We start from the raw sequence: 24,751 nt of genomic DNA on the forward strand, positions 1-24,751 counted from the left end.
GTTGATGTTTGTGTGGCTTCTTGTTCTATTTGCTTAATTTGTTCAACTGTCTTTTCAGGTTTTGCTGTTGTTTTGACTCCAATAAAAGGTTTTACAGCATTGGCGCGCTTGAGACGTGCGTAGACTTGATTGGAAACTTCAACAAATGGATTATTGGGTGTTGATGGTTCAAAGCGAACAGTGCTTTTATTGTCGCCAACAACACACATTGGCTTAGTGATGACAGCTTTCATCATTGCTCCTTTTGAGTCATAATTAATGACATAATTAGTCAATTATTGATTTTTATTCTGTGAAAAATTGATTAGTCAGAATTATCTAGAAAACAGGGCTTTCTAGCCACGCTTCAAGTTGACATTTTACTGAATTTTGGGGATATTTTTGAATTTTAGACGCAATACGACTAGTGCAGTATCGTCATTAAATGCAATTTTTTACACCATGCCAACAAAAAAATCTATATTTTTTATTTTAAAATAGAATATATAAAATTTTCTAAAACATTTTAGATTTTATAAATTATTGTGAAATTATTATAGGAGGGAAAGGCAATGACAGGTCCAGAAATATTAGATGCCATGTATATAATATCAATGATAGTTATATCCCTCTTAACTATAGCGTTTTGTTTGCCTGCTGCCTTTTGATTTTCATTAATAGTTTGCGGATCATATGCAATTACACGCTTTTGTAAAAAAATCGAGAGTGAGAAATTTTTCCAGATTGATGAGCTAAATATTAAGCTCGTGACGGGCTGCTGTTGCCAAAAAAGCAGATCTTGTTAAACCTCTCTTTTGTGCACAATTATCAATTGCACGTAAAAGCCCTCGTTCAATTGATATATTTGTGCGTATGACTTCTGAATCATTTTCAATAAAAGGAACTTGTATTAAAAAAGCTCCTTCTGACAAAGCTGTTTTGACAGATTTCCGTTGTATGACTTCTTCAAATTTTGAAGGAATAGGCACTCTATCTATATCTTCACAATAAAGTTGGAGTGCTTCTGTTGCATTTGCGATTAAATTTTCTTCCTCATCAGCAGCAGAAAAAAGTCCCTCAAAATCAGGAAACTGAACACCAAAAGCAGATTCTTCATCTTTATGAACAAGAGCAAAAAATCTTTTCATTCTTCTTCTCCTTCTTTTAACCAGCCTGCTTGTTGTGCGATAGAACGTGCTGTACCAATCGGAAGATTTTTTTTAGGATGTGGAACGATAACAACCTTATCATCTTTTTTAAATTTATGATGAGAACCTTTCACTTTGATAAGTTCAAAGCCATCACGCTTTAATTTTGCAATGATTTTTCGGCTATCTTGTTCCATTACCTAAACTCATAATGTGTAAATATATACACATTTTAATGATTTTTCATCTGATGTCAATTCTTTTTTAATGGCTAAAATGCTTATGAAGCGCATTAAGAACAATACGCAAAGAGCTAACAAGATGTGTTAACGATTGATCTTCTATAAAAAGATATTGTAATGCAGCGTAAAGATTATACTGTCTATAGAGGTGTTGTGTTTCTTTGATAACCTCTTTCGTCTCTTCATAACAATGAGTTGCTCTTTCAATCCACCGTTTTTGTGCCTCCTCATTTGATGAAGGAGTAAAGTTATCATAAATTGCATTAGGCAATTCTTTTGCACATAGATAATTGTTTTTCACTTCAAGATATTTTTGTGCAGCATCATATTGGTCTTGATTGATTTCACCTTGCAAATAAAACCGCCCGATATAGGTTCCGGAAAGCGGATTTTTAGCCTCTTCTATGGTCAAGCCAAAGCGTTTGGCACGCATTTCAATTGCCAATTTATCCATGGGTTTATGCGGTGTTTTTGCTCGTGAGATGCGTCCGTTTGGTTCTCTGATACATCCTTTAATCCGAGGACGTTCGCTTTTTGTACGTTTTTTTCTCTTTGTCATATGTTATCAATCAGAATGGGATAGCATCATTAAGAGATGTGCCATGATCAGTAGCACCTGAAGCGATAGCATAATTTTGAGAAGTAATGGGTGAGGGGGTAGGGGATGCTGATTGCTCTTTCTTTGCATCAAGCAAATAAAATTCGCCTTTGAATTGTGGTAAGACAATCTCTGTTGTGTAGCGGTCATGCCCATTTTTATCTTGCCATTTGCGTGTCTGTAATTTTCCTTCTATGTAAACCTTTGAACCTTTGTTTAGATATTGAAGTGCAATTTTTGCTAAATGTGGATTAAAAATCACCACGGAATGCCATTCTGTTTTCTTTACTTTTTGATTGGTTTTTTTATCTGTATAGCTCTCAGAAGTCGCTATACTAAAATTGACTATTTCTTCTCCAAAATTCATTGTTTTGCTTTCGGGATCAGCTCCAAGGCGCCCGATTAACGTCACTTTATTTAGCATATTTGTAGCTCCATTAGATTAGCAATTTATACATAAAAAATCTTAGAATGATTTGCATATTTATTCAATTATTTCAAAATGATATTATTGTTTTTAACATATAAAATTATGTTTACAGTGTATAAAATAAGGAGATCAAGGTATTCTATTCTGCAAGCACTGTTTTTTTTCTACTTTCTCCATGAGTTCATTGCACTTTGTCAGATCTTGTTGTGAAAGAGACTTAAAAATTCTAACAAACGTGTTAGAAATTTCATGGTTAAGTGGGGCAGAAGAGTTCATTGTAAAATTCTTATGACAAATATTTGCTTCTTTTCTCAAGATAGAGGCTGTTTCTTTATCTAAAGCATATTTCTCAATGATCTTTTCTTCCATGTCAGCAGGTATAGGCTTTTTGCCAATTTCTACAGAAGATAAAAATGCTATAGATACGCCTAATTTCTTAGCCATATCTAATAGACGTTCTGTTCGATCAATACGAATTTTACGTAATGTTTTGCCAAATGGTGTAAGCATAAGCATTTGATTAAAGCTCCTATTAATGCAGTCTGCAATTAAGCTGCTTTGAGAAGCGAACCTATATTCTTTTCTAAAAATTGAGGTACTTTGATTTTAGGTGAAAAAATCATCAATTCGGTAGCTTTCCTTTTCTCTTGTAGAGAATATTGTAAGCTAAATTCTATTGAGAGATATTGCCTATACAATAATTTAATTTCTTCAACGTTGTCATAAATAATTAGCCAAGGTGCTGTCACATGTTGGGAGATGACATTCTCTAAATTGTGGTGATCATTAGCTTTGTAAAACCAAGTACAAAGCCCTTTTCCTTTTTTAAAACAAGGAGGGTCCATATAAAAAAAGGTGTTTTCATCAGTTCCATAACGCAGCAAAGATTCCCGTGCATTTAAACGAGTTAAATGTATTCTATCTTTTTGTATGTACCATTCTTCTAAGTTAATGGTCGTTGTATTGATTTTTTCTATTAATTCTTCTGTCTTGTGCAAAACGCAATACCAAAAGCTCCAAATGAACAGATCAATATCGTTAATGTGAATATCTTTAACTTCACCATTAAAAAAAGCTTTAGAGCAAGTCTACACCTGCCAGCAAATGGCTCTCTATAGGAACAGCCATTTAATGCTTTTTCTCAAATATTTCTTTGACTTTTCCATACAGTGCAGCCTTACCGCTTGGATATCTCAATGGTGAGCAGACATGAGTCATTGTTACGCGCCTTTTTCAATGATTTTTTGATGTTTTTGTTGATTTCATCTATGAACGTTGAGAAGAGACAATGCCATTTAATCTAAACAGTTTTATAAAATCGGAAGTTTTACTATGGCTTTTAAACTGAGCACTGTAGTGGGTAAATAGATATGTTTATTAAACTGCGTGTACGTAACATAAGAAACAATACACAAACTAAAAAGGAATACCAAAGAGCAATATCTGAGTACCAAAGTAAAGTATCCCAATGGAAAAGAAAGCTTGTACTCCACATACCTAGAAATGACAGGTAAAGAAACCGTTTCTTTATAACTATTTGGGAAAATTAAAACGACAAACGCTAAACTTATTAGTTTTAAGAGTCTGTGCAAATACTGTTGTAAATCACGTGTTAGTTTCACCCAACCCGTTGTATCATCACCTTTATATTTTGGGTTGCTCTGCAATTCAGAAGGAATATGAGAATTGCATAAAATTGCAAAAACAGTTGTGACTATTACCAAAGAAACAGATGCGAATGTCAAAATACTTTGAATAAAGTAAGGATTTTTTTTAATTCCTAAAAAACATAAAAATATAAAAGTTATAATGCCAAACAAGGCTCTTAGCTGTTTATCTGTAAACATATTTATTTCCTGCGGTTTTCGATAATTTTTTGATCTCTTTATTGATCTCGTCTATAAGAGGTTCGTAATTGAGAACGCTTTTCGGAATAGCACCACCGTAAACCCATGCTTTCACCTGCGCTTTGGTACTAAAATCCGCATTCTGGTGTGGTATAATACTGGCCGCCATCAAACTTTTCACATTATCTTGTACCGTCTTCATATTTGTAGAGGTTGTAAAAATACTCTGCCGCTCCGTCCCCCCCCCAAGGAACATAACCAACAGCTGTTGCAACAAACTCTTTTTGCATTGGCTGTTTACGCTTTTTTAAGGACAGGTCTTTTAATATTCTCATGTTTTTAGTCCATAATTTTACCAATTGGTCTATTTACCTTAAATTTGACCGTACAGAGCGTTTTGTGTTTAATTGTAGTAAAAAACTTCAAATCTCTTTGTACGGTGCCTTTTTGTCGGTTTAAACACATATCTAATCCCAAAATAATCAGCGCTTTTCACTAGTTTACTAACCTGCAATGTTTTTCACTGTTCCCCCAAGACCATTTAAATTCCTTCAAGCTTTTGCTTTTCAACTAACGTGAGTGGTCTTGAATTCTCTCTCATTGCCTTTTCTTTCAGCCTTTTTTCACGGGTGCTCAAAACAGTCTTGCGTACACTTTCGGCTTTTGAAAGAAGGGTGTTTTCTACTGTCTGGCAATAAGTTAAAAGCTCTCCACAAGTTGGCATAAATGTTTTTGATATCCCAATTGCTTAACCCGTTACGATATTTTCGACGCACTTTTTCATAGCATATGACGAAATGCGGTCCAGCATCATGCCATAGGATAAAACGATGGCTTTGGCGTCTGTATTCGCAGGGACTCTCATGGCTTGAGAGTAGGAAAGAAGTTTGCTCAATCTGCTTAACTGAAGCTTTCACAGAAAGCAACGCTTGTAGATGATTCAAGCATCTAAGGTTTGCGCCTACTCCTGTTTCGTCAATGTATTCCCAGCTTTCAGCGTCAATGGATGCCCCGGACTGATCATTTCCATAATCTTTTCCAGATGAGAGATGATCTCTGAGTTCGTTGAAGCCCTCTGCAAACTGTTCTGTGAAAGTTTTATGAGTGAATTTTCCATAATGACCACCTAACCGTTTTTCCTGTTCTAATCTTGCTTTTTTCTTTGCTAGCGTTCCGATAGGGCTTGTAACCCAATTGTACCAAGTCCTTTGCCAATCCCGTTTGTTTGCATTTTTATTTGGATTTGCTATCCAGTAATTTGTGAACCGTTCGAATTCTAACAGCGCCTCATCATGGGTTAGCCTTTATCGATTGCGTATTGCAAATTAGGTTCAAAATCCTCAGGTAAGCGAAAATCATCTTTTGATTTAGTCCGCTTCGCTTTTTGGGGAACGTTCTTTTGCTTGTGATTGGGAGGTTGGTTTTCTACATCCGTTGTGATTTGCTCTGGTTAGCTTCCGCAAGCATGAATCTCTATTGACTCATGAACCTGTTCGTTTGTTTCTAAATTTTCAGAACAATTTTTTTTTTTGCTAATACGATAGTATTAGTTTTTATTATAACTGTTATTGTTTATGTTATATATGGGCATCATTAAGCATTGCTTTAGCATCGTTAAGCATATCACAAGCATCATTTGTATGTTTATCCCATCTTGCCTACGCTGCTTTCTTTGCTCTCTCTGATAACGTCTTTGACCGTGACATCTTCGATACCTTCTCTAAACTCTCATTAGAGTTATTGAGTTCTTCTTCAACTTTTAAACTCCATAAACACCCATCGTCTAAACGTTCGATATGACCTGTGCTTATTAAAACTTCTAACGCTTTCATGAACATTTTTACTGAACAGCCAGTGTAATCAGCCCGGACCTTCATATTATTTAAAAGTGGTTTTCCAGTATAAAGCATTTGCAAGCGTAACTTTATGTAAACTTTGCACTCAAAGGGAAATAAACAAGCAAGATCAAGAATCCATTTATCTGCAAATAGCCTCCGTCCACGGTAATTTATTGGACATGTATACCCCCCCTTCTTTCATTAAATATAAAATTGCTAAAGCATCTGCTTCGTTGTCGTCTTTAGGCGTATGTCCTTTTGTACACACCACCTTAATCATTTCTTCTTTTGAGGCGTTACCTTTTCCTGTTGTTGCCTTCTTAATTGTGCCAACAGGAATGCCTTCATATAGTATCTGATGATGTTCACACCACGCTGTTAAGGTTGCTAGAAAGCCTCCGTAAATATGAGAAGCGTTTGTACCCACATGCCGGCGCACCTCTTCAAAATACACCGCGTCAATTTCATCAACGGACCTCTTTAGTTCAGTGAGCCACCGTTTAAAGCGTAAATAACGCATACCACCGCCTTCAAAACGGCGTGATTGAAAATCTTCTGTATCGCTTGTTATGTGACCATCTGCACCACGATCGCCCAGCCTGTCTTGGTTCCTAGATCAAGACATAAAATAGTTTGTGCGTTAGTGATCATAATCCCCCTTAAGGCTCTACGTATTTATGCGTGCGCATGGTGACGCGTAATCTATTAATTTGATCTCTTTATTTAATGCTTGTTTAAGAGTGTGAATGATGCTGTTGATGTTCATTCTTTTCTGTAGAAGCAGCAATAAAAGCAGATTGTGAAGATAATTTAGAATCACATGATTGCGTCCTATAAAAAAACGAGAAAAAGTCTTCTGCCTTAATCGGTGCTCCAATTCTTTTGGCTTCATTCAAAAGAATTGGGATATGTTTTGTTGGAATTCTCCCACCAGTTCCCCCTTTTGATATAGGACGGAGCCAGGCATACACGCGTGTTCTATGAACCCCAAGCAGCTGAGATACTACCCTACGAACCCCACCTAACAGATTTATTATTTCCGAAAATTGTTTCATAGCACATTATGTAGCGATTATAAAAACAATATCAAGAAGGAAAATTTATAATGAAACTACATGTTGCTAAATTAGAAAATGACGATTGTATACAATGTACCTACAATAAAGATATGACAATAAGTATCTCGCAATGGTTACAAAATGCCTTATCTGAAGCTGGATTAAGCCAATTAGGGCTTTCAAGACAGCTAACCGCTTCTTTAGGTCGCTCAATAGATCGTGCTGCCGTCAATAAAATGCTAAAAGGAACAAGAGATATTTCTGCTCGAGAATTATTAGAAATATCAAAGCTTACAGGTGCTTCTATTCCCACTAATCACTTAGTTCCTTTGATCGGATCTGTAGGAGCCGGAGGAGAAATAATCGCAATAGATTCTGGTTGTCTAGAAGAAGTAGAAGCCCCGCCATCTGCTCCTAAAGGAACTGTTGCTGTTCGCGTGGTAGGTGATTCTATGTTTCCAGTCATTGAAGAAGGAAGTCTTCTTTTTTATTCCTATCATTTGCTACCAGAGGATCTTATTAACAACCGCGCTATCATAAAAACTAAATGTGGAAAAGTTTACATCAAAGTATTACGTTTCGGAAAAGAAAAAGGGAAATGGGTTTTATCCAGTATAAATGGAAAATATGCCGATATCGTAGATGTAGAATTAGAATGGTGTGCACCTATCGACTGGATTAAGCCAGCCAGAATATGAATTAATATTTTTATACTTCTCTTCAAGCAAGCCTTTAGTTTATTACTTTAAAAAAATTTTTCAAAATCGCTACATTGGTATCCATAAACCACGCACAAACAATTGCCAAGAGGCGTTAGAGAGGAGAAATTATGGAAAATCCAATTCTTATAAATTCTGATGAAATTTTATTAGTTGTCTACGATGATGATCAAAACATTGGTCGGTCAGGACCTCTGGATGAAAGCCAAGTTCTAGAAATTATTGACGAGGCAAATAATGAAATCCAAATCTTTCGCATCAATCCTTCTTAAAAGAGCTGCGAAGATATATCTGAAGATATCGCAGAATTTTATCTTAGAGAACATGAAGAACAGTGTTTTAACGGAAACATACCTCATGACGTTATTTTACACATCACAGCATACGTTTTTTTTAGACGATATAAAACAGCATGAATATAACGATGCAATGTATGATTCTTACGAACAACAACACCGTTTGCATCCTTGTGATGTGCTTTAAATTCTGAAGGGCGCATTTAAAAGCGCCGCCCCCTTTCATTCATCAATCCCATCAACATGAGGTTCGTAATGGAAAAGCCTATTGCTATCCAGCACAATACAATCAAACACGAAACCGTTCAAACGGTCAACGCACGTGAGTTACATGAATTTTTGGAAATGGGGAAAGATTTCTCTACTTGAATTAAGGATCGTATTCATCAATATGAATTTGAAGAGGACAGTGATTTTATAAAAACACAAGATTTGCGGTCCACAAAATTGGGGAGCGCAAAATCTAGAGCTGTTACAGCCATAGACTATCACCCCACATTAGACATGGCAAAAGAGCTCGCCATGGTAGAGCGTAATGAAAAAGGTAAACAAGCCCGTCAATATTTTATTGAATGTGAACGGCGTGCAAAGAAACCTTTAGACCTTGCAAACGCTTTAGAAGACTCTCTCTTTGTGAAAAAACTGCTTTTAGAAAGTGTCACACAATTAGAGACTTTAAAAAGTGAAGTGAGTATCCTTAAACCCAAAGCAGCTGCTCTTGAAAGTTTGCAACGTCACAACGGACTCTTCGGTCTTACAGAAGCCGCTAAAATACTCGAGATACAACCAAAACAATTCATTCTCTTCTTACAGCAAAAAGGGTGGTTTTACAGACGAGCAGCAGGTGAAAATTTGCTACCGTATCAAGACAAAATCCAAAAGCAACTTATGGATTGTCCGACCATCCACTTCAAACCGCAAATGGAATAGAAAAAGTTGTACCAGCAGCAGAAGGCATTGGTTTGCAGTTTCAAGAGCTTATAAAGATAAAGTATGCATTAAGAGCAACAATCATGGAAAAGAAATACGAAATGACTGATGAAACAATAGAGTTTGCTGGAAAAACTCTTCACTGAATTAAAGCCTTAAGAGATTTTGATGCTGTTAAAGCAGGCGACCTAGGCAGCTTTATACAAAAAGAAGACAACCTCAGTCATGATGGTAATTGCTGGGTAGGTGATGATGCAAAAGTCTATGGTTATGCCAAGGTTTTTGGTGATGTTTATATTGATAACATTTCTGGTATTTATGAAAATGCATGTGTTTTTGGTAGTGAATCTGTTACCAGAGAAACTAATATTTTTAGCAATGCGCAGATTTTTGGATATATTCGTGTTTTTGCCAATGCACAAATTTACGAAAATGCACAGATTTCTGGTGTTGCATTTATTAGTGGAAAAGCTAAAATTTATGACAGTCCATTGATTTCCATCAGAGCAAAAGTTGGAGGAAATGCCAAAATCCATGGTTATGCATTTATTCAGGGAAACGCAGAGATCATCAATGATGAAATCATCACAAAGGGCGAGAGGCAATAAACCATGGAAAAAAATACGAATTTACTGATGAAATAGACATTCTCTATCGTCGCCCAGTTCGTCGCATGCGTGCACTGAGAGACGTTGGAAGCGTTTGTGTTGAATCCAATGCACATATTTTCGATAATACGCAAGTTTACGGAATAGCCGAAATTCACGGCAATGCAATATTTGTGAAAAAGCTCATATTGGTGGTGATGCTGTTGTATGTGGTAACACATGTATTTCAAGCAACACACATATTAGTTATAATAGAAAAGCCCGAACATATCCCTGGAAAAGACAGAGCGTATAAGCCCTTTCTAACAGCCAAACCAGCCTTTTAAAACATGCGTGATTCACGTCACACGTGAATTGCGCGTAATGGAGAAAATCAAAATGAGTGAACAAAACACTAACCTAATAGAAATTGAAGAAACACATCATTTAGCCGTCGAACAAACTGCTATGGAATGTATTTTAAATAAAGCCTTAGAAAGTGACGTCAGTATTGACCGCTTAAAGCGTCTTCTTGATTTAAGAGAAAAAGAAATAGAACGACAAGAGCGCCAAAACTTTGTCCGTGATCTTTCGGCTATGCAAACAAAATATCAAAATATTGAAAAAACTCTACAATCACCCATACAAACAGCAAATACGCTATGCTTGATCAGTACATTGATGCTGTAAAGGACGGGCTTGCAAAATACAAATATATTAAACATTAAACAGAAAAAAACGTTACCATAGAAATAATTCTGTCTCATCCTTCAAAAATCAAATCTCAACAGAAGGAACATTTCCAATTGACAGTACAGGCTCTAAAAATAGCATACGATCAGTTGGTTTTACACTTACCTACGGGGAGATACCTGTTAGGCATGATTCTTAATGTAGCAAGTAAAGAAGACGATACAGATGGTCAACCGCGAACCAAAGAAGGCGATACAAATAATCAAAAAGTTTCCTCTAAACAGATAAAGCAAATCGAATAATTAATTAAAGAAACAGGGACAAATGAAATTAGTCTTCTCTATTTTGCAGAAGCAGGAAAACTAACAGATATGTCTTGTGAAAAAGCAGAATTGGTTTTGGGGCATTTGGAAAGAAGAAAAAATATTCAAAAAGAAAAAGCTCTACAATCGCTCCCATCACAAGAGCAACAAACGGCGGTGTGAGATGGAGCAACGAACAGCAGAATGGTTCCAAGCGCGCTTGGGTAAAGTCACCGCATCAAACATTTACAACATACTCAATAAAAATACAAAAGGATTGCCTACGAGCAAATATGAAGACTACAAAATCAAACTCATAACAGAGCGTTTAACAGGCGAAACAAGCCCCTATTATGAAACTGAAGATATGAGATGGGGTATCGAACATGAAGAAGATGCCTTGAGAGAATATGGCTTCATTTATGATGCCAATATAACAAAGTGCGGCTTTATCCAACACCCCACAATAGAAATGGCGGGGGCTAGCCCCGATGGTCTCATTGGAGAAGACGGTTTAATCGAAGTCAAATGCCCGAGATCAGTAACACATATGCGCTTTTGTATAGGTGACGAAATCAAACCAGAATATCACGCACAAATGCAATTCCAAATGGCTTGTACAGGACGAAAATGGTGTGATTTCGTAAGCTATGACCCACGTTTTACGGGGGAATTCTTTCACTTACGCATGAAAGTCAAGCGTGTTCTCCGTGATGATCAACAAATTGAACAGATCAATCAAGTTGTTGAAGCCTTTTTAGCAGAGATAGAACGAGAGATACAACAACTCTCAACAAAAGCTGCTTAACCTTATGGGGGGGGTCCCCGCATATCTACGAGCATCCCCACCCATTTACTAAGGAAATTAAACGTGTGTAACATCGAACATATTATCATACAGCCTGCTAAAGATGAGGAATTTTGTTTTTTTACCATTGGCTATGAAGGTAAGTCCCTTGAGAATTATCTTAGTTGTTTCATAGAAAACAATATCAAAATTTTATGTGATGTTCGTAAAAGTCCAATAAGTAGAAAACACGGATTTTCGAAAAGACAATTAGAGCAAGCTGTAAGCAACATAGATATTGAATATATGCATATGCCTGAATTCGGAATTGCCTCTGAAAAACGAAGAAATTTGAAAAAACAAAAAGATTATGACCGCCTTTTTGAAGATTATCAAAATACAACTCTCAAGAATAATTCTTGTGCAATAAACAAATTATATCAAATTTTTTTAAACAAAAAGCGCGTTGCAATCACCTGTTTTGAAGCCAATGTATGCATGTGTCATAGAGGACAACTCGCATTAGCTCTTACTCAATTGCCTGATTGGAAATATGAAATTAAGCACATCTAAAAAATAAACTTGCAAATTTTTAAAAGTTGGAGTGCTTCACATGCCTTCCAGCACTCCCACCCATTTAATTAATATAAAAAAGAGAAAGGTAATGAGATGATATTTGATGATGGAGATAGATATGTAACGACACGTGAGTGTGCACAGCTTTTTAGTGTATCCACAACAACGATTCGCAATTGGGTGCTTCAGGGGTTGTTTCCGGAGCCATATAAGCTAGGGAGAGCAGTGAGGTGGAGAAAAAAAGAGATCTTAGCCTTCACTCCAAAGAAAAATAAGGAACAAATAGGAGTAAATTAGATAAAGTTTTATAAACCGTAAAGGGTGGTCTAAAAACAGCTCTTTAAAGAAAAAATCTATATATTTCAATACATTAAAGATAAAATTTGGTGCCCAAAAGAGGACTCGAACCTCCACGCCTTACGGCACGGGTACCTGAAACCTGCGCGTCTACCAATTCCGCCATTTGGGCTTATAAAATCCATCTAAGCGCATGAAGCAACTCTGTCAATAAAATTATAGAATTTATTTTTTCAGCTTAAAACGATAGCATTGAACTTTTGAGGGAGATCATGATTTTAGAAGTTTAAGGTGTGAGGACTGTCTTTGATAAAATTGTTGAATCCGGATTAAATGTGTAAATAATAGGAATGCCGGTCGCTAATTCTTGAGATATAATTTCCTCACCGGAGAGACCTTCAAGCACCATAATAAGAGCACGAAGAGAATTTCCATGTGCTGCGATCAAAACAGTTTGGGAGCGCAAAATATAAGGCTGGATATGGTAAAGATAATAAGGCCAGATGCGTGCACCGGTATCGCGTAGGCTTTCTCCATTCGGCGGCGCAATCGTATAGGAGCGGCGCCACATTTGCACTTTCTCCTGCCCCCATTGTTGGCGTACTTCATCTTTATTTAAACCAGAAAGATCACCATAATTACGTTCATTTAATGCGGGATTTTTTATCACTTCTAAATCTGATTGTCCCATTTGCTCTAAAATGTGCTGAGTGGTTTTTTGAGCTCGCTGTAAGGCAGATGTATAAGCGATATCAAATCTCAAACCATATTCTTTCAGTTTTTTTCCTGCTGCTATCGCTTCTGCATGACCTTTTTCTGTTAAATCGGGATCTTTCCAACCGGTAAAAAGGTTTTTGAGATTCCATTCACTTTGTCCATGACGAATTAGTGTAAGTATGCGTCCCATTATAAATTGCCTCTATTCTATTGATTGTTTAAAATTCATCGTTTAATCCCAAAACATCGAACATTGAATAAAGACCGCTTTCATGATTTTGTGCCCATAAAGCTGCTTTTAATGCGCCATTGGCAAAGATAGAGCGTTCTTGCGCTGTATGTGAAAGAACAATGCGCTCATTGGAGCCGGCAAAAATGACACTGTGTTCTCCAACAACTGTCCCACCACGTGAACAGGAAAAGCCAATGGTGCCTTTTTTGCGTTTACCTATATGACCATTGCGTTCGTTGACACGCACATTTTTAAGCATAACATTGCGCCCTTCAGCTGCTGCTTGGCCAAGAAGAAGGGCTGTTCCAGAAGGAGCATCAACTTTGTTAGCGTGATGCATTTCATAAACTTCGATATCAAAATCATCGGCTTCTAATGCTTTAGCGGCTTTCTTTACAAGGTTGGCTAAAAGATTTATTCCAAGGCTCATATTTCCGGATTTGACAATAGTTGTATATTTCGCAAAATTTGCAATTTTTTCTTCTTCTGTTTTGCTAAATCCTGTGGTGCCAATAATATGGACAAGGCTTTTTTGAGCAGCGTAGTTAGCATAAAGAATACTGGCTTCTGGTTGTGAAAAATCTAAAATACCTTCTGTATTAGAAAAGGCATTTTCGGGATTGTCAGTGATACTAATCCCAAGAGAATCTGAACCAATTAATGCACTGGCATCTTTTCCTACAAACGGTGAGCCTTTACGTACAAGAACAGCACAAAGCTCTACATCTTTCCTCTGCTGGATTGCTGTAATGAGTTCACGTCCCATTCTTCCATTTGCACCAACAACTGTAAGGCGCATTTTTATCTCCTTATGATACTTTACTGTGCAGTATAGGCAAATTCTTGCCTTCTTTCCAATAGTTCTTTTTCTTTATAGAATTTTTTTCCTTCTTTAATTTATCTTGTTGTGCTGTAAAACACTGTTGTTTAGAGCAAGTGATATAAGATCTACAAATTTAAATAGAGATGTTTTTCGTTAGAGTGTGTGATGAATATTCTTAAGTAAGGTTTGCTTATGAAACCTTATGAAGATTGTGTATTACTTTACGCTTTTTTTTCGTTCTTTAAAGGGGAGCGTTCTTCATGCAAAATAAGATCTCCCAAACAAAATAGACCTATGTTGTCAATTCATGCGCTTTTCTTAAAGAAATATTTATCAATTCTTCTAAACTTATTTTATGATAGTGCTCGTGAGTGGTATCACGAGAGAATATCCATGAATAATATAAAATCTATTCTGCGCCACTATCTTTATGCTTCATAAATAGAGCAAATCAACATTATCATACGTTTTGTTAGCCTTTAATGTTTTAACTTAGTCATTTTCACTCATCAATTCCATTTGTGACGCATAAGAAAACGATTATTTATCATTGTATATCAATACGTTATCCATAAATAAAATCACGTAAAAGGGGGGCAAGGGCTAACAAGAAGTTGGATTGTTTACACACGAGAGTTGGGCGGATTCTTCATCTTTTAGGAAAGTCAGTTGAAAAAATTGTTATGTTGTAAAAACGCATGATGAGGCTTTGTTTATTATAGAGAAAATAGGATATATTATGAAATGCGTTTTTTCATATATTGGGGAGAATGGAGTATAACATGCGTTAAGTATTGTTATTTTATTTGCCTAGCTTCCAATGATGCTACAGCTCTTGTATTTAAAGAGAGTCTTTAAAATCCTTTCTTAAGTATTTTTTATCCCTGTGCTGATCTTTTTTGTGACACGATAAGAAAGTGATTTTTGTGATTCAATTATAATGGGTTTTATTCTCTGTTTAATACGATCATAAATCAATATATTATTATATTGTTTATACGCATGCATAAAAATTCATAAACCTATAAATATCCTTTAGATAAAATATCACTTTTATTTTTGTTTGTGAGAGAAGGTTAGAAATCAAGATCTGCATAGTGAGCACTTGCAACAATTCCGCGGACGCGATCTGTTAAAAGAGAACGAAAAGAAGGGCGTGATTTAATTCTCATATACCAGTCTTTGGCAGCAGGAGATTGTTCCCAGTCAATTTCCCCTAGAAAGTCAAGTACAGAAATAGAGGCTGCTGCTGCTAGATCTGCATAGGACAAGGCAGAACCGACTAAGCTATCGCGAGAGGCACAGAGCCAATTGAGATAGTTCATATGTGGTAAAATATTGGCACGTGCATTGCGTAAAATTTGTGAATTAGGAGCACCACCGCCAATGGCAAGTGGCATTTCACGTTTATGGATTCGTTCTCGTACGATATGGCGCGTTGCTTCATTTTCGAATTTATTTAAGAACCAGTCATTGAGACGGCGTACTTCCGCACGATCTAAAGGATTTTCTGGAAAGAGCTTATTTTCTTGTCGTAAACTTCCATGTGTTTCGTCTAAATATTCGCAGATAACAAGAGGACCTGATAATGGAACCTCGTGTTCATCGAGAAAAACAGGAACATGACCAGCGGGATTGAGGGCTAGAAATTCGTGTCTTCTTGCCCATTCATATTCTTCAATCAGTTGAGTGGTTACACCATATTCCCCAAGAATGAGGCGTATGAAGCGCGAGGCAGAGGATAGGGGAGAGTGAAAAAGTGTCAGCATAATTTACACTATCAAATAGAGTTGAAGAGAATTCTTTCAAGTAATCATTTTTATAAAGATGCTTGACTAGAAGTACAAGATCATTAGTAGTTGCTAGTAATTATAATTAATAAATTGTTAATGACTAGGAATTGTTCTCTTATGCGATGGTTTGCAAAATGGCAGCACGTAATTCTTCTAAACCGATAGCTTTTTCTGAAGAGGTTACAAGAAGCTCAGGATAAGCTGCTGGGCGTTTAAGAAGCTTTGTTTGTGTGCTCATAATTAATTTTTCCAAAGCATTTGATTTGATTTTATCGCTTTTTGTCAAAACAATGTGATAAGAAACAGCTGCTTTATCAAGGAGAGCAAGAACATCTTCATCATTATTTTTGATTCCGTGCCGTGAATCAATCAAGATATATACACGTTTTAACGTTGTGCGCCCCCGTAAATAGCTAAAAATCAAATTTGTCCACGCATCAACAAGATTTTTAGGAGCAGCAGCAAAACCATAACCAGGCATATCTACTAATGCTAGAGGGGGAAGGTCTCCTAGTTGCCCACTGAATCCATCGGGGACAAAATAATTAAGCTCTTGAGTTCGTCCTGGTGTATTTGAGGTACGTGCTAAGCTTTTTTGTTGGACGAGTGCGTTGATTAAAGATGATTTTCCAACATTGGAACGACCTGCAAATGCAATTTCTGGTGGTCCTTCAGGGGGTAGAAAGCGTATTTCTGGTACACCACGAATAAAAATCCAATTGCGAGAAAAAATTCCAGAAAGGGAAGAATCTCTTGTCATTCATGCACTTCTTTTTTGGGTGATCTTCTCCAGATGGCTTTCAGATTATCAAAAAGCTCAATTTTAACTCCTTGGCGCTTCATCATGATACCTTGCTGAATGATTGATAATATATTGTTCCATGCCCAATAGATGACGAGACCAACAGGGAAAGAGGCGAGCATAAAAGTAAAGACAACAGGCATCCATGTGAATATCATCGCTTGGGTTTGGTCTTGAGGAGCAGGATTCATACGCATTTGTAAAAACATCGTTATTCCCATAATCAAAGGCCATGCACCAATCATAAGAAATGTTGGCGTTGTATATGGCAAGAGACCAAACAAGTTAAAAAGAGAAGTTGGATCGGGTGCCGCTAAATCTTTAATCCAGCCAAAGAAAGGGGCATGGCGCATTTCAATAGTGATATAGAGAACTTTATAAAGAGCAAAGAATATTGGGAATTGAACCAACATTGGCCAACAGCCTGCAAGGGGATTTATTTTTTCGGTTTTATATAGATCTATTATTGCCTTTTGTTGTTTGGTTTGGTCATCGGGATACTTTTCTTTTATTTCTAGCAACCGCGGTTGTAAAAGCTTCATGCGTGCCATAGATTTATAAGATTTATTGGCTAGAGGGAAAAGAAGAGTTTTTAAGAGAACTGTGACAAGAAGGATGGCGATACCAAAATTCCCTGTTTGTTTATAAAGAATATCAATGAGGGAAAACATTGGTTTGGTGATGAAATCAAACCAGCCCCAATCAATTAAAAGAGCAAACTTTTTTATTTTTAGGTCATTTTGATAATTATTAATAATTTCAACTTGTTTTGCACCAGCAAAAAGACGATTTGTAACAGTTTTTGTTTCATTTGGGGCAATCGTTAAAAGCGACCCTAGCAAGTCAGACTGATAATGCGTTTGCAAACGATCAAAATAAATAAAACGGCTTGTATATTCTTTATTTTGCGGGGGAATAACTGCTACAGCCCAATATTTATCGGTAATACCAATCCAACCTCCTGTTACTTTGGAAAAAGTCATGCTTTTTTGCCCATTATCAGGATTTGGGTCAAGCTCTGCTAAGGTTTTATATTTTTCAGTTTTGAGCGAATCTCCTGCAATACCTATCATACCTTCATGAAGTAAATAGGTTGCATTTGTATGTTCTGGTGGTGCTGCACGTGCAACGCGGGCATAGGACGAGAGATGTATTGGTTGATCACTTTCATTGCTGATAGAATCCTCAATGGTAAACATGAAATGATTATCAACAGAAAGGGTCCGCCGGAAGATTTGTCCCTGTCCATTATTATAAATTAAAGTGATGGGTGTTGAAGGAGTCAGGATTGTATTGTTTCCCTCTATTTGCCATTTTGTATCCGATTGTGGCAAGGCTTTTGCTGGCAAAGACGCACTTGCAAAACCAAATTCAGCAAGGTAGGTTGTTTTGAAACCTTTAGGATTTAGCAAATCGATTTCCGGTGATTTTTTATCGACTGTTAAACGATATTTTTTGAGGTGAAGATCATCAAATTGTGCACCAACAAGATTAATAGAGCCTTCCAGTTCATTGGTTTTGATTGCAATACGCTCTGTTTTGTCCAATACAGCTTTCCGGATTTCAGGTGTCATGGGCTGTTCGATGATAGATGTAGCTTGATACGTTGAGGTATCATCAGAAAAATCTGTCGTGGTAGTAGAAAGGGCTGATTGTTGTTTTGACAATTGCTGTGCGATGACTTGTTGTTTTTGTAACTTTGCTTGTTTGGGAGCAACATGAAGAAATTGCCATGCGATGAGCACTACGAAAGATAAGCCAATAGCGATAAAGAAATTGCGATTATATTCCATCCGTACACCCTTGTTGTTGTTGCTGATGTTTTATTTTTGGTTTTATTCGCCGATTTAATTCACTAATCAAGGATGTAAAAGGTGCATGTAACACATCACGGTACGCTACAATGACATAGTCTGTTCCTGCTTCCATGTGATTTGTTACACCAACTCTCACGGCCTCACGCAAGCGCCTTTTGATACGATTACGTTTCACAGCGTTACCGTTTTTACGGGTAACAGTGAAGCCTACACGTGCAAAAAGAGAATCTTTTCTTTCTGTTGTTTGTTCACGAGATTTAACTTCGAGCAAAAATAAAGGACCACGTCGTTTTTCTCCTGTACGGACAGCCAAAAAGTCTGCTCTTTTGCGAATACGGCAGGGATGTTTTTTCTTCATAAAAGAATATTTCGCAATTTCATTAAATGCCTGCAAGCAGACATTGTAGGTTCATAATAAAAGTTTCACAACGAAGAAACGATGAGCAATCCTCAACGGTTGTGAAAATTTAAATGGTTAAGCAGAAAGCCGCTTACGTCCACGAGCACGTCTTGCAGCAATAATTTTACGTCCTCCAGCTGTGGCCATGCGTGCACGAAACCCATGGCGGCGTTTACGGACAAGTTTAGAGGGTTGGTAAGTACGTTTCATTTATTTAAATACCGCGGAGTGCGGCCCTTCTTAATCTTCGTTTTATGAGTAGTTATGCGCGAGATAAACAATTTTATCCTATCATACGGCTGTTAACCCATAAGGAAAAATATAAAAAAAGTCAATCTTAGATTGTTTTTCTCTCTCTTGAAAGAATACAAAACACCTTATAACTATCTGTAACGCTTTTTTACAATACTGTAGGAGTGTTAGAAAATAACGATTGAAGCTACAGAACATAAATAGCTAGGGCCTTAAAGAATTAAAGAAGGTGTGACTGATTACTGTATGCTCAATTTAAAATATCCTTTAGGATTAAGAGTTTTTTTCAGTTTTTGTTTTTACAAAATTTTTATCAGAATATTCATTAAAGTGGTTGTAGCACAAACGTGATTGATAGGATTTTATAGCAGATTTTATGTTTGAACTTCTTTATTTTAAGGATGGTTTCATATTTTTAAAGAGATAAGAGATGTATACTTTATAATGCTGAGTAAAGTAGAAAATTATCAAGTGATGAACAAAATTATCAGGTGATGAACCTTGTAAGTATTTTTCGTTCTTATGCTTATATTTGCTGGTATTTTTATAGAGAGGAAAGAACATGGATCTTATCACAAGTGAGGCTGTCCGCAACGTATTACGTACAATCAAAGGACCAGATCTTGAAAGCGATATTGTGTCGTTGGGTCTTCTTTCAGAAATATTGATTGCTGATGGTAAGGTTTTCTTTTCCATTACAGTTCCTGATGGAGGTGTGCAAAAATGGGAATCATTGCGTCGTTCTGCTGAAAAGGTGGTATGTGCTTTGGAGGGAGTGAAATCTGCTGTTGTTACACTTACAGCAGAAAAAATAACAAAGACAGCACCTAGTCGGAGAGCAAATCTCTTACCGATCAAAATGCCCATAGAAGGTGTGCGGCATGTGATTGCTGTTGCTTCTGGAAAAGGAGGGGTCGGAAAATCTACGATGGCAATAAATATCGCCTTAGCTTTACAAGATTCTGGTTTCAAAACGGGGGTGATGGATGCTGATATTTATGGTCCTTCGTTGCCACGTTTGACAGGACTTGTTAATCAAAAACCACAGCTTATTGGAGAAAAAAAGATTCAACCTCTTGAAAAATTTGGACTTAAATTGATGTCGATGGGGTTTTTGGTTGAGGAAGAAAAGCCGGTAGTATGGCGTGGTCCTATGGTTATGGCAGCTGTAACGCAATTGTTACGAGATGTTGTATGGGGCCCTATGGACGTTTTAGTCGTGGATATGCCGCCCGGTACAGGGGATGCACAATTAACGCTTGCCCAACAGGTACAATTAACAGGTGCGTTGGTTGTCTCTACGCCCCAAGATCTTGCTTTAGTGGATGCACGTAAAGCAATAGAAATGTTCATGAAAGTTAATGTTCCTATTTTAGGACTCATTGAGAATATGAGTTATTTTATCGCTCCTGATACGGGAAAACGCTATGATATTTTTGGCTATGGTGGTGCACGGGCAGAAGCGGAACGTCGAGAACTCCCTTTCTTAGGGGAAATACCGCTTGATGCAGCTTTACGATTTTCTTCAGATGAGGGAATCCCTATTTTTGTTGCTAAGCCTAGTGAAGAGCATGCTAAACTATATCGTAAAATTGTTGATCAAATAAAAAATCAACTCTTTTGAATGGGGGGGTGTTTAAGAGAGTTTATTAAAACACAATCATGAAAGACATAAAAATAGTCGCTTCTTTGTAAGAGGAAGTTTTAATGTGTGAATGGAATATATAGGTTAAATAAACAAAAAATTATTCATGCGTTTGGATAACCTGAAGGGGAACAAAATTGAAGAGCTAGAGCCGTGAGGTAGAAAAAATATTGGACTTGAGGCAAAAAGAAGAAGACCGAAAATAAAAATAATTTAGAAAAATTGTAAAAGGTTGTAAAAAATATTTTAAAAATCATTTTTTGATACGAATTTTCTTGATATAAATCTTAAAATTTCTTTTTAGAAGCATTCATTTTTTGCAAAGTAGCTTCAAGAGCCATTGTTAAAGCATTCCTTCCTCCTTGTTGAGAAAAGTAATTTGACAAAAATTCATTTGTTCCACCCTTTGTTGAAAACTCTTTTTCAAGCAGTGCAAAATCGAGAGATACAGAACGATCCGTTGCTATAGTTTTACGCATTTCATCTGTAAGATTTCCAAACATCATGGTAAGGAATTCTGCTGATTGTTGTTTTTTTAACCCTTGTGTTATAAACCATTGATGGGCAGTTTCTATAAAATTAAAATATACTCCCATAAGTGAACCAGCTGTCATAAAAAGATTAAACTGCTCTTCCTTATCCAGCACCAATGTGCCCCCCAATGCATCAAATAAAGTGCGTAAAAAGGGATGATTGGGATAGATTGGTGTCAAATTTTTGCATTCTGCAACAAAAGGTAATGGAACAGCACGATAAACTTTATGATTAATCCACTCTTCTATTTCTGCTGCTTTTGCCATAGCAAGTACGGAAATAACCAGCTGTTCTGGACGAAAACGAAGAGAGCACAAAACGTCTTCTGCAATTTGGTTGGGCAAGCAAAGAAAAACACAATCACTAACATCGAGCAACGCTTGGTTATTTTCAGCAATCATAACTTTATCATAAGTACGTGAAAGGCGCTTTGCTGTTTGTGCATTGCGAGGCGAAACAATAATGGAAGAAACATCAAAGTTGCTTGTCATTAAGCCATTCACCATTGAAGCACTGATTGTACCCGTTCCCAAAAAGCCAAGTCTCATTATCTATTTCTCAGTTTCATATTTTAAAAGGAATTTCAATCAACATCTCAGGTGTTTTAACTAACATAAACGCTAATTGAAGAAGCAACACATAACATAGCAAGAATAATCAAAACCAAATAGATTTTGGGCTTGTCAAAGAGAACGGCAAAAGCAGAAAACCAACCAACAACAGCTGCGGCTAATGCAAATAAAAAACCTGGTTTATTCATAAGCACAATATGCATTGCCATTAACCCACCAATAATTAGCGCTCCAAAAATGATGAGCAAACCTGTTGCAAACTTTTCATAATCATCCATATTTCGCTCCTTATAGCGCTCAATTATTACACACTTTTTAACGCATATGCACATAAAAACGAAATGTTTTTTATTGAATATGGTTAAAACGGGGAGGCCTTTTATTGATCAGATGTAAAAAATGCAGGGATATGCTGTGGCCAACGCCAAGGTAAAATTGCAATTAAATCAAAGCGTACAGACAAAAGGGCATAATCTTTTTGCCGTGCGAGCCAAATATCGGCAGCTGCCTCAATTCGCTTTTCATTCATTCGGGAAACCGCTTCCATTGCTTCAGCCAACGTTGAACGTGCTTTAACTTCAACGATTAACACAAGATTTCCGCGTCGTGCAATTAAATCAATTTCTCCACATTTTGTTTTAAAACGCCTTTCGGCAATGTGAAACCCTTTGCAACGTAGCCACCAAGCTGCCAATTTTTCTGCACGAATCCCTCGATAAAAAGACTTTTGTCTGCGTTTTTTTTGTATTATTTTACGCATTTTTTAAAAAGATTAATCGCTGAAAAAGTTCTTGCTTTTTTAAACCGGTTTTTTTTGCAACAAAAGCTGCCGCTTGAGCAGCAGAATGTATCCGTGCGCGTTCTAATAGCATTTCATCAATTTCTTGATCACTTATCACATTTAAAGAAGAAGATGATTCTCCAACAAGTACAACAATTTCCCCACGAATATGTGCTTGTTTTCTGTAATTTTCTAACAAATTTCCCAAATTGGAAACATCTACTGTTTCAAACTTTTTTGTTAATTCACGACAAATGGCAGCAGGTCGATTAGCCGAAAAAAGTGTGACCATATCCTGTAAAGTTTCAACAAGACGATGCGGTGATTCATAAAAAATCAAAGTTGCTGGAATCTCTTTTAATTGTTCCAACCGTTTTCGGCGCTGTAGCTTTCGTGCACTCAAAAAACCTGCAAAAAAAAAGCTATCCGTAGGAAGCCCTGTCGGTATAAGAGCGGCTAAAAGAGCGGATGCTCCAGGAATAGGAATAATTTTATGACCAGCTTTACGGGCCTCTTCTACCAATCGAAATCCAGGATCAGAAATAAGTGGTGTTCCGGCATCTGAAACAAGTGCTACTGTTTTGTTTTCTGCTAAAGCCGCTAAGAGCTTCGGACCCGCTTTTTGCGCATTATATTCATGATAGAGAAAAGGTTTTTTTTGAATGCCGTAACGTTCCAACAAAACACGTGTTACTCGCGTATCCTCACACGCTAAAATATCAATTCCTGCAAGCACTTGCAAAGCACGAAGCGTAATATCTGCAAGATTTCCGATAGGTGTTGCCACAAGATAAAGCCCTGATTCTATAACGGGTGCAGAATAAGCATGCGCACCTATAAAATATGCTTTTTCACACATGCTCTTTTCTTTTCATTAAATTCTCCTCACCACAAGATTTTTATCCATACTCATAAGCCATTTTGGCTCATTTTTTACCAGCACATTTTTTATCATTACAAAGGCTTACCTTACTCGAATAATCGATTACACTACAATAAGATAATTTCATATTTAACGTCTTAATTTAACATTATTATCTATTTTGATCCGCGTTATTTTTTCCAGTAAAACAAATTCCAAATGTAACCAATATTCTATCAGCCCCATGATTTTCTATAAAGTTTTTCCTTCGAGAACCAAAAAACAACTTTACTCATGTTATAATCTCATGCTTCTTTGTGCTCTTTGAAAAGCTAAGCTTTTTAGATTATTTCCATAACGCCGATTTTTCAAATATTCTATTGATATCCAAACTGTTTTTCTGAGCAAATGTAAACAGCCCCTTTTGAAACACATACAGTTAACTGGCAGCTGACTTGATCAAATATAAGCTCTTATCAGCAAAATACTTTATTTTTTCATATTCTCTACAGCTTTAACAGTATACAGTATAATGAGTACCTTAGAAAAGTTTAAGGCTAAATTTTATCTTAAACATTTGATTTATAATAGAAAATTTATTATTTTGCCTATTAATTAGGAGCTTTAAATATCGTAACATTATCTCAGCTCTTCTTATAGTCAATTAATCAAAATCATTTTTGTGCATCTTGAAACCTCCTTAAAACAAAGATTATCGCCTCATTGGAGATCGCAGAGAAAATAATGCTGTTAGCTTGTACTTTTTATTTCATAAATATGGAATTGTTCGTTCACAGGATTGCGTTATACCTTTTTCGGATAGTGTCGCAAAATAATTGTTTGATATGAGAGCTATCTCTTAAAAACAAGCCCATGACTGAACAACACAAGTCTGTTTTAATTTTGGATACCTCATTTTTTCTGAAGGATATGCTCCCATAAAAAACGTAAGTAATAAAAGCGGAGACAATACGTTATCTCTTCTTTTTAGAGGTTATTGTGATGCTTTTGAAAGTTTTAAAACCGAATGGACAGATGATAGTAAAGAGGAAAACAGTTTTTTCCTTTCAGATTTCATATTCTTGCTAAATGAAGCTGTATTTTCGTTTCAGAGATTACTCAAATAGAATATGCAATATTTTTGCTCTAGCTACAAAAGCTGGAACGGCGTGCAGAGCTTTCATTCACCTTAAT

29 protein-coding genes, 1 tRNA gene and 5 pseudogenes are annotated in these 24,751 nt (G+C 36.6%); 10 read left to right on the plus strand and 25 right to left on the minus strand.

Annotation, left to right across the window (positions count from 1 at the left end):
* The 13 genes and pseudogenes from ACFINS_RS07865 to ACFINS_RS07925 form a co-directional block, all read right to left on the minus strand.
* Positions 1–233, minus strand: a 233-nt coding sequence (locus ACFINS_RS07865; RefSeq protein WP_375651288.1) for a hypothetical protein, incomplete at its 3' end; no start/stop codon positions are given.
* A gap of 498 nt (positions 234–731) precedes the next feature.
* Positions 732–1,127, minus strand: coding sequence for a type II toxin-antitoxin system HicB family antitoxin (locus ACFINS_RS07870; protein WP_375613839.1), 396 nt, complete (start codon positions 1,125–1,127; stop codon positions 732–734).
* The gene (locus ACFINS_RS07875; RefSeq protein WP_375612550.1) at positions 1,124–1,324 is read right to left on the minus strand and encodes a type II toxin-antitoxin system HicA family toxin; all 201 of its coding nucleotides are present in this window, start codon (positions 1,322–1,324) and stop codon (positions 1,124–1,126) included. Before ACFINS_RS07875 ends, ACFINS_RS07870 begins: the two co-directional genes overlap by 4 nt.
* A gap of 67 nt (positions 1,325–1,391) precedes the next feature.
* Entirely contained in the window at positions 1,392–1,928 is a 537-nt protein-coding gene (locus ACFINS_RS07880) for a hypothetical protein (RefSeq protein ID WP_375612549.1), read from the minus strand.
* A gap of 10 nt (positions 1,929–1,938) precedes the next feature.
* Positions 1,939–2,391, minus strand: coding sequence for a single-stranded DNA-binding protein (ssb, locus tag ACFINS_RS07885; RefSeq protein ID WP_375706064.1), 453 nt, complete (start codon positions 2,389–2,391; stop codon positions 1,939–1,941).
* Positions 2,392–2,526: 135 nt separating this feature from the next.
* Positions 2,527–2,907 carry a helix-turn-helix domain-containing protein gene (locus ACFINS_RS07890; RefSeq protein WP_375612551.1) on the minus strand — a complete coding sequence of 127 codons (381 nt, stop codon included), beginning with the start codon at positions 2,905–2,907 and terminating at the stop codon, positions 2,527–2,529.
* A 38-nt stretch (positions 2,908–2,945) separates the two neighbouring features.
* Entirely contained in the window at positions 2,946–3,395 is a 450-nt protein-coding gene (locus tag ACFINS_RS07895) for a hypothetical protein (RefSeq protein ID WP_375612547.1), read from the minus strand.
* A gap of 341 nt (positions 3,396–3,736) precedes the next feature.
* Positions 3,737–4,244 (minus strand): annotated as a pseudogene (locus tag ACFINS_RS07900) (hypothetical protein).
* Positions 4,231–4,579 (minus strand): annotated as a pseudogene (locus ACFINS_RS07905) (hypothetical protein). Before ACFINS_RS07905 ends, ACFINS_RS07900 begins: the two co-directional pseudogenes overlap by 14 nt.
* A 206-nt stretch (positions 4,580–4,785) precedes the next feature.
* Entirely contained in the window at positions 4,786–4,968 is a 183-nt protein-coding gene (locus tag ACFINS_RS07910) for a hypothetical protein (protein ID WP_375612546.1), read from the minus strand.
* Between the two features lie 934 nt (positions 4,969–5,902).
* Complete coding sequence (locus ACFINS_RS07915; protein ID WP_375706065.1) at positions 5,903–6,076, minus strand: hypothetical protein; 174 nt, start codon at positions 6,074–6,076, stop codon at positions 5,903–5,905.
* Positions 6,077–6,221: 145 nt separating this feature from the next.
* Positions 6,222–6,733: pseudogene (locus ACFINS_RS07920) on the minus strand (crossover junction endodeoxyribonuclease RuvC).
* 83 nt (positions 6,734–6,816) lie between these two features.
* Positions 6,817–7,137, minus strand: a complete 321-nt coding sequence (locus ACFINS_RS07925) for a hypothetical protein (RefSeq protein WP_375706066.1) — start codon at positions 7,135–7,137, stop codon at positions 6,817–6,819.
* A 50-nt stretch (positions 7,138–7,187) separates the two neighbouring features.
* Between ACFINS_RS07925 and ACFINS_RS07930 the strand changes: the two genes are divergently transcribed.
* From ACFINS_RS07930 to ACFINS_RS07970, 9 genes and pseudogenes are all read left to right on the plus strand, one after another.
* The gene (locus tag ACFINS_RS07930) at positions 7,188–7,838 is read left to right on the plus strand and encodes a S24 family peptidase (protein ID WP_375612543.1); all 651 of its coding nucleotides are present in this window, start codon (positions 7,188–7,190) and stop codon (positions 7,836–7,838) included.
* A gap of 131 nt (positions 7,839–7,969) precedes the next feature.
* Positions 7,970–8,131: a hypothetical protein gene (locus tag ACFINS_RS07935; protein WP_375612553.1), complete on the plus strand. Its 162-nt coding sequence runs from the start codon at positions 7,970–7,972 to the stop codon at positions 8,129–8,131.
* A gap of 85 nt (positions 8,132–8,216) precedes the next feature.
* Complete coding sequence (locus ACFINS_RS07940) at positions 8,217–8,342, plus strand: hypothetical protein (protein WP_375612542.1); 126 nt, start codon at positions 8,217–8,219, stop codon at positions 8,340–8,342.
* A gap of 182 nt (positions 8,343–8,524) precedes the next feature.
* A pseudogene (locus ACFINS_RS07945) lies at positions 8,525–9,135 on the plus strand (phage antirepressor KilAC domain-containing protein); the annotation flags it as partial.
* A gap of 623 nt (positions 9,136–9,758) precedes the next feature.
* Positions 9,759–10,019, plus strand: coding sequence for a hypothetical protein (locus tag ACFINS_RS07950; protein ID WP_375706067.1), 261 nt, complete (start codon positions 9,759–9,761; stop codon positions 10,017–10,019).
* A gap of 52 nt (positions 10,020–10,071) precedes the next feature.
* Positions 10,072–10,850 (plus strand): annotated as a pseudogene (locus ACFINS_RS07955) (ERF family protein).
* A 1-nt stretch (position 10,851) separates the two neighbouring features.
* Positions 10,852–11,475 (plus strand): lambda exonuclease family protein, encoded by a 624-nt coding sequence (locus ACFINS_RS07960; RefSeq protein ID WP_375651296.1) that lies wholly within the window; start codon positions 10,852–10,854, stop codon positions 11,473–11,475.
* Between the two features lie 63 nt (positions 11,476–11,538).
* The gene (locus ACFINS_RS07965; RefSeq protein ID WP_375706068.1) at positions 11,539–12,027 is read left to right on the plus strand and encodes a DUF488 family protein; all 489 of its coding nucleotides are present in this window, start codon (positions 11,539–11,541) and stop codon (positions 12,025–12,027) included.
* Between the two features lie 96 nt (positions 12,028–12,123).
* A complete protein-coding gene (locus ACFINS_RS07970; RefSeq protein ID WP_007553275.1) occupies positions 12,124–12,327 on the plus strand; it encodes an AlpA family transcriptional regulator in 204 nt (67 codons plus the stop codon).
* Positions 12,328–12,414: 87 nt separating this feature from the next.
* Here the strand turns inward: ACFINS_RS07970 and ACFINS_RS07975 are convergent.
* From ACFINS_RS07975 to rpmH, 8 genes are all read right to left on the minus strand, one after another.
* Positions 12,415–12,499: transfer RNA gene (locus ACFINS_RS07975), tRNA-Leu, on the minus strand.
* 114 nt (positions 12,500–12,613) lie between these two features.
* The gene (locus ACFINS_RS07980; RefSeq protein WP_375706069.1) at positions 12,614–13,234 is read right to left on the minus strand and encodes a 2,3-bisphosphoglycerate-dependent phosphoglycerate mutase; all 621 of its coding nucleotides are present in this window, start codon (positions 13,232–13,234) and stop codon (positions 12,614–12,616) included.
* A gap of 28 nt (positions 13,235–13,262) precedes the next feature.
* Entirely contained in the window at positions 13,263–14,075 is an 813-nt protein-coding gene (gene dapB / locus ACFINS_RS07985) for a 4-hydroxy-tetrahydrodipicolinate reductase (RefSeq protein ID WP_375647171.1), read from the minus strand.
* A 1,100-nt stretch (positions 14,076–15,175) separates the two neighbouring features.
* Positions 15,176–15,868 carry a glutathione S-transferase family protein gene (locus tag ACFINS_RS07990; protein WP_375612254.1) on the minus strand — a complete coding sequence of 231 codons (693 nt, stop codon included), beginning with the start codon at positions 15,866–15,868 and terminating at the stop codon, positions 15,176–15,178.
* A gap of 139 nt (positions 15,869–16,007) precedes the next feature.
* Positions 16,008–16,652, minus strand: a complete 645-nt coding sequence (yihA, locus tag ACFINS_RS07995) for a ribosome biogenesis GTP-binding protein YihA/YsxC (RefSeq protein ID WP_375612255.1) — start codon at positions 16,650–16,652, stop codon at positions 16,008–16,010.
* Complete coding sequence (gene yidC / locus ACFINS_RS08000; protein ID WP_375612256.1) at positions 16,649–18,487, minus strand: membrane protein insertase YidC; 1,839 nt, start codon at positions 18,485–18,487, stop codon at positions 16,649–16,651. Before yidC ends, yihA begins: the two co-directional genes overlap by 4 nt.
* Positions 18,477–18,869 (minus strand): ribonuclease P protein component, encoded by a 393-nt coding sequence (gene rnpA, locus ACFINS_RS08005; protein ID WP_375612257.1) that lies wholly within the window; start codon positions 18,867–18,869, stop codon positions 18,477–18,479. The genes yidC and rnpA overlap by 11 nt, the downstream gene beginning before the upstream one ends.
* A 117-nt stretch (positions 18,870–18,986) precedes the next feature.
* Positions 18,987–19,121 (minus strand): 50S ribosomal protein L34, encoded by a 135-nt coding sequence (gene rpmH, locus ACFINS_RS08010; RefSeq protein WP_375612258.1) that lies wholly within the window; start codon positions 19,119–19,121, stop codon positions 18,987–18,989.
* Positions 19,122–19,725: 604 nt separating this feature from the next.
* On the opposite strand from rpmH, the gene ACFINS_RS08015 reads away from it, so the two are divergent.
* The gene (locus tag ACFINS_RS08015; RefSeq protein ID WP_375612259.1) at positions 19,726–20,787 is read left to right on the plus strand and encodes an Mrp/NBP35 family ATP-binding protein; all 1,062 of its coding nucleotides are present in this window, start codon (positions 19,726–19,728) and stop codon (positions 20,785–20,787) included.
* 308 nt (positions 20,788–21,095) lie between these two features.
* Here the strand turns inward: ACFINS_RS08015 and ACFINS_RS08020 are convergent, their stop codons facing one another.
* The 4 genes from ACFINS_RS08020 to rsmI form a co-directional block, all read right to left on the minus strand.
* Entirely contained in the window at positions 21,096–21,890 is a 795-nt protein-coding gene (locus tag ACFINS_RS08020) for a pyrroline-5-carboxylate reductase (protein WP_375706070.1), read from the minus strand.
* Between the two features lie 56 nt (positions 21,891–21,946).
* Positions 21,947–22,192: a hypothetical protein gene (locus tag ACFINS_RS08025; RefSeq protein ID WP_375612261.1), complete on the minus strand. Its 246-nt coding sequence runs from the start codon at positions 22,190–22,192 to the stop codon at positions 21,947–21,949.
* Between the two features lie 101 nt (positions 22,193–22,293).
* Entirely contained in the window at positions 22,294–22,662 is a 369-nt protein-coding gene (locus ACFINS_RS08030) for a YraN family protein (RefSeq protein ID WP_375612280.1), read from the minus strand.
* Positions 22,663–22,666: 4 nt separating this feature from the next.
* Complete coding sequence (gene rsmI / locus ACFINS_RS08035; protein ID WP_375612262.1) at positions 22,667–23,554, minus strand: 16S rRNA (cytidine(1402)-2'-O)-methyltransferase; 888 nt, start codon at positions 23,552–23,554, stop codon at positions 22,667–22,669.
* Positions 23,555–24,751 lie beyond the last annotated feature (1,197 nt).

This window comes from Bartonella sp. AA2SXKL (assembly GCF_042197205.1).
Taxonomy (GTDB): domain Bacteria; phylum Pseudomonadota; class Alphaproteobacteria; order Rhizobiales; family Rhizobiaceae; genus Bartonella.

Excerpts from the sequence above, each read along its gene's own strand:
- ACFINS_RS07870 (WP_375613839.1), bottom strand. The coding sequence starts at position 1,127 with ATGAAAAGATTTTTTGCTCTTGTTCATAAAGATGAAGAATCTGCTTTT.
- ACFINS_RS07875 (WP_375612550.1), bottom strand. The coding sequence starts at position 1,324 with ATGGAACAAGATAGCCGAAAAATCATTGCAAAATTAAAGCGTGATGGC.
- ACFINS_RS07880 (WP_375612549.1), bottom strand. The coding sequence starts at position 1,928 with ATGACAAAGAGAAAAAAACGTACAAAAAGCGAACGTCCTCGGATTAAA.
- ssb (WP_375706064.1), bottom strand. The coding sequence starts at position 2,391 with ATGCTAAATAAAGTGACGTTAATCGGGCGCCTTGGAGCTGATCCCGAA.
- ACFINS_RS07890 (WP_375612551.1), bottom strand. The coding sequence starts at position 2,907 with ATGCTTACACCATTTGGCAAAACATTACGTAAAATTCGTATTGATCGA.
- ACFINS_RS07910 (WP_375612546.1), bottom strand. The coding sequence starts at position 4,968 with ATGCCAACTTGTGGAGAGCTTTTAACTTATTGCCAGACAGTAGAAAAC.
- ACFINS_RS07915 (WP_375706065.1), bottom strand. The coding sequence starts at position 6,076 with ATGAAAGCGTTAGAAGTTTTAATAAGCACAGGTCATATCGAACGTTTA.
- ACFINS_RS07925 (WP_375706066.1), bottom strand. The coding sequence starts at position 7,137 with ATGAAACAATTTTCGGAAATAATAAATCTGTTAGGTGGGGTTCGTAGG.
- ACFINS_RS07930 (WP_375612543.1), top strand. The coding sequence starts at position 7,188 with ATGAAACTACATGTTGCTAAATTAGAAAATGACGATTGTATACAATGT.
- ACFINS_RS07935 (WP_375612553.1), top strand. The coding sequence starts at position 7,970 with ATGGAAAATCCAATTCTTATAAATTCTGATGAAATTTTATTAGTTGTC.
- ACFINS_RS07940 (WP_375612542.1), top strand. The coding sequence starts at position 8,217 with ATGACGTTATTTTACACATCACAGCATACGTTTTTTTTAGACGATATA.
- ACFINS_RS07950 (WP_375706067.1), top strand. The coding sequence starts at position 9,759 with ATGCGTGCACTGAGAGACGTTGGAAGCGTTTGTGTTGAATCCAATGCA.
- ACFINS_RS07960 (WP_375651296.1), top strand. The coding sequence starts at position 10,852 with ATGGAGCAACGAACAGCAGAATGGTTCCAAGCGCGCTTGGGTAAAGTC.
- ACFINS_RS07970 (WP_007553275.1), top strand. The coding sequence starts at position 12,124 with ATGATATTTGATGATGGAGATAGATATGTAACGACACGTGAGTGTGCA.
- ACFINS_RS07980 (WP_375706069.1), bottom strand. The coding sequence starts at position 13,234 with ATGGGACGCATACTTACACTAATTCGTCATGGACAAAGTGAATGGAAT.
- dapB (WP_375647171.1), bottom strand. The coding sequence starts at position 14,075 with ATGCGCCTTACAGTTGTTGGTGCAAATGGAAGAATGGGACGTGAACTC.
- ACFINS_RS07990 (WP_375612254.1), bottom strand. The coding sequence starts at position 15,868 with ATGCTGACACTTTTTCACTCTCCCCTATCCTCTGCCTCGCGCTTCATA.
- yihA (WP_375612255.1), bottom strand. The coding sequence starts at position 16,652 with ATGACAAGAGATTCTTCCCTTTCTGGAATTTTTTCTCGCAATTGGATT.
- yidC (WP_375612256.1), bottom strand. The coding sequence starts at position 18,487 with ATGGAATATAATCGCAATTTCTTTATCGCTATTGGCTTATCTTTCGTA.
- rnpA (WP_375612257.1), bottom strand. The coding sequence starts at position 18,869 with ATGAAGAAAAAACATCCCTGCCGTATTCGCAAAAGAGCAGACTTTTTG.
- rpmH (WP_375612258.1), bottom strand. The coding sequence starts at position 19,121 with ATGAAACGTACTTACCAACCCTCTAAACTTGTCCGTAAACGCCGCCAT.
- ACFINS_RS08015 (WP_375612259.1), top strand. The coding sequence starts at position 19,726 with ATGGATCTTATCACAAGTGAGGCTGTCCGCAACGTATTACGTACAATC.
- ACFINS_RS08020 (WP_375706070.1), bottom strand. The coding sequence starts at position 21,890 with ATGAGACTTGGCTTTTTGGGAACGGGTACAATCAGTGCTTCAATGGTG.
- ACFINS_RS08025 (WP_375612261.1), bottom strand. The coding sequence starts at position 22,192 with ATGGATGATTATGAAAAGTTTGCAACAGGTTTGCTCATCATTTTTGGA.
- rsmI (WP_375612262.1), bottom strand. The coding sequence starts at position 23,554 with ATGTGTGAAAAAGCATATTTTATAGGTGCGCATGCTTATTCTGCACCC.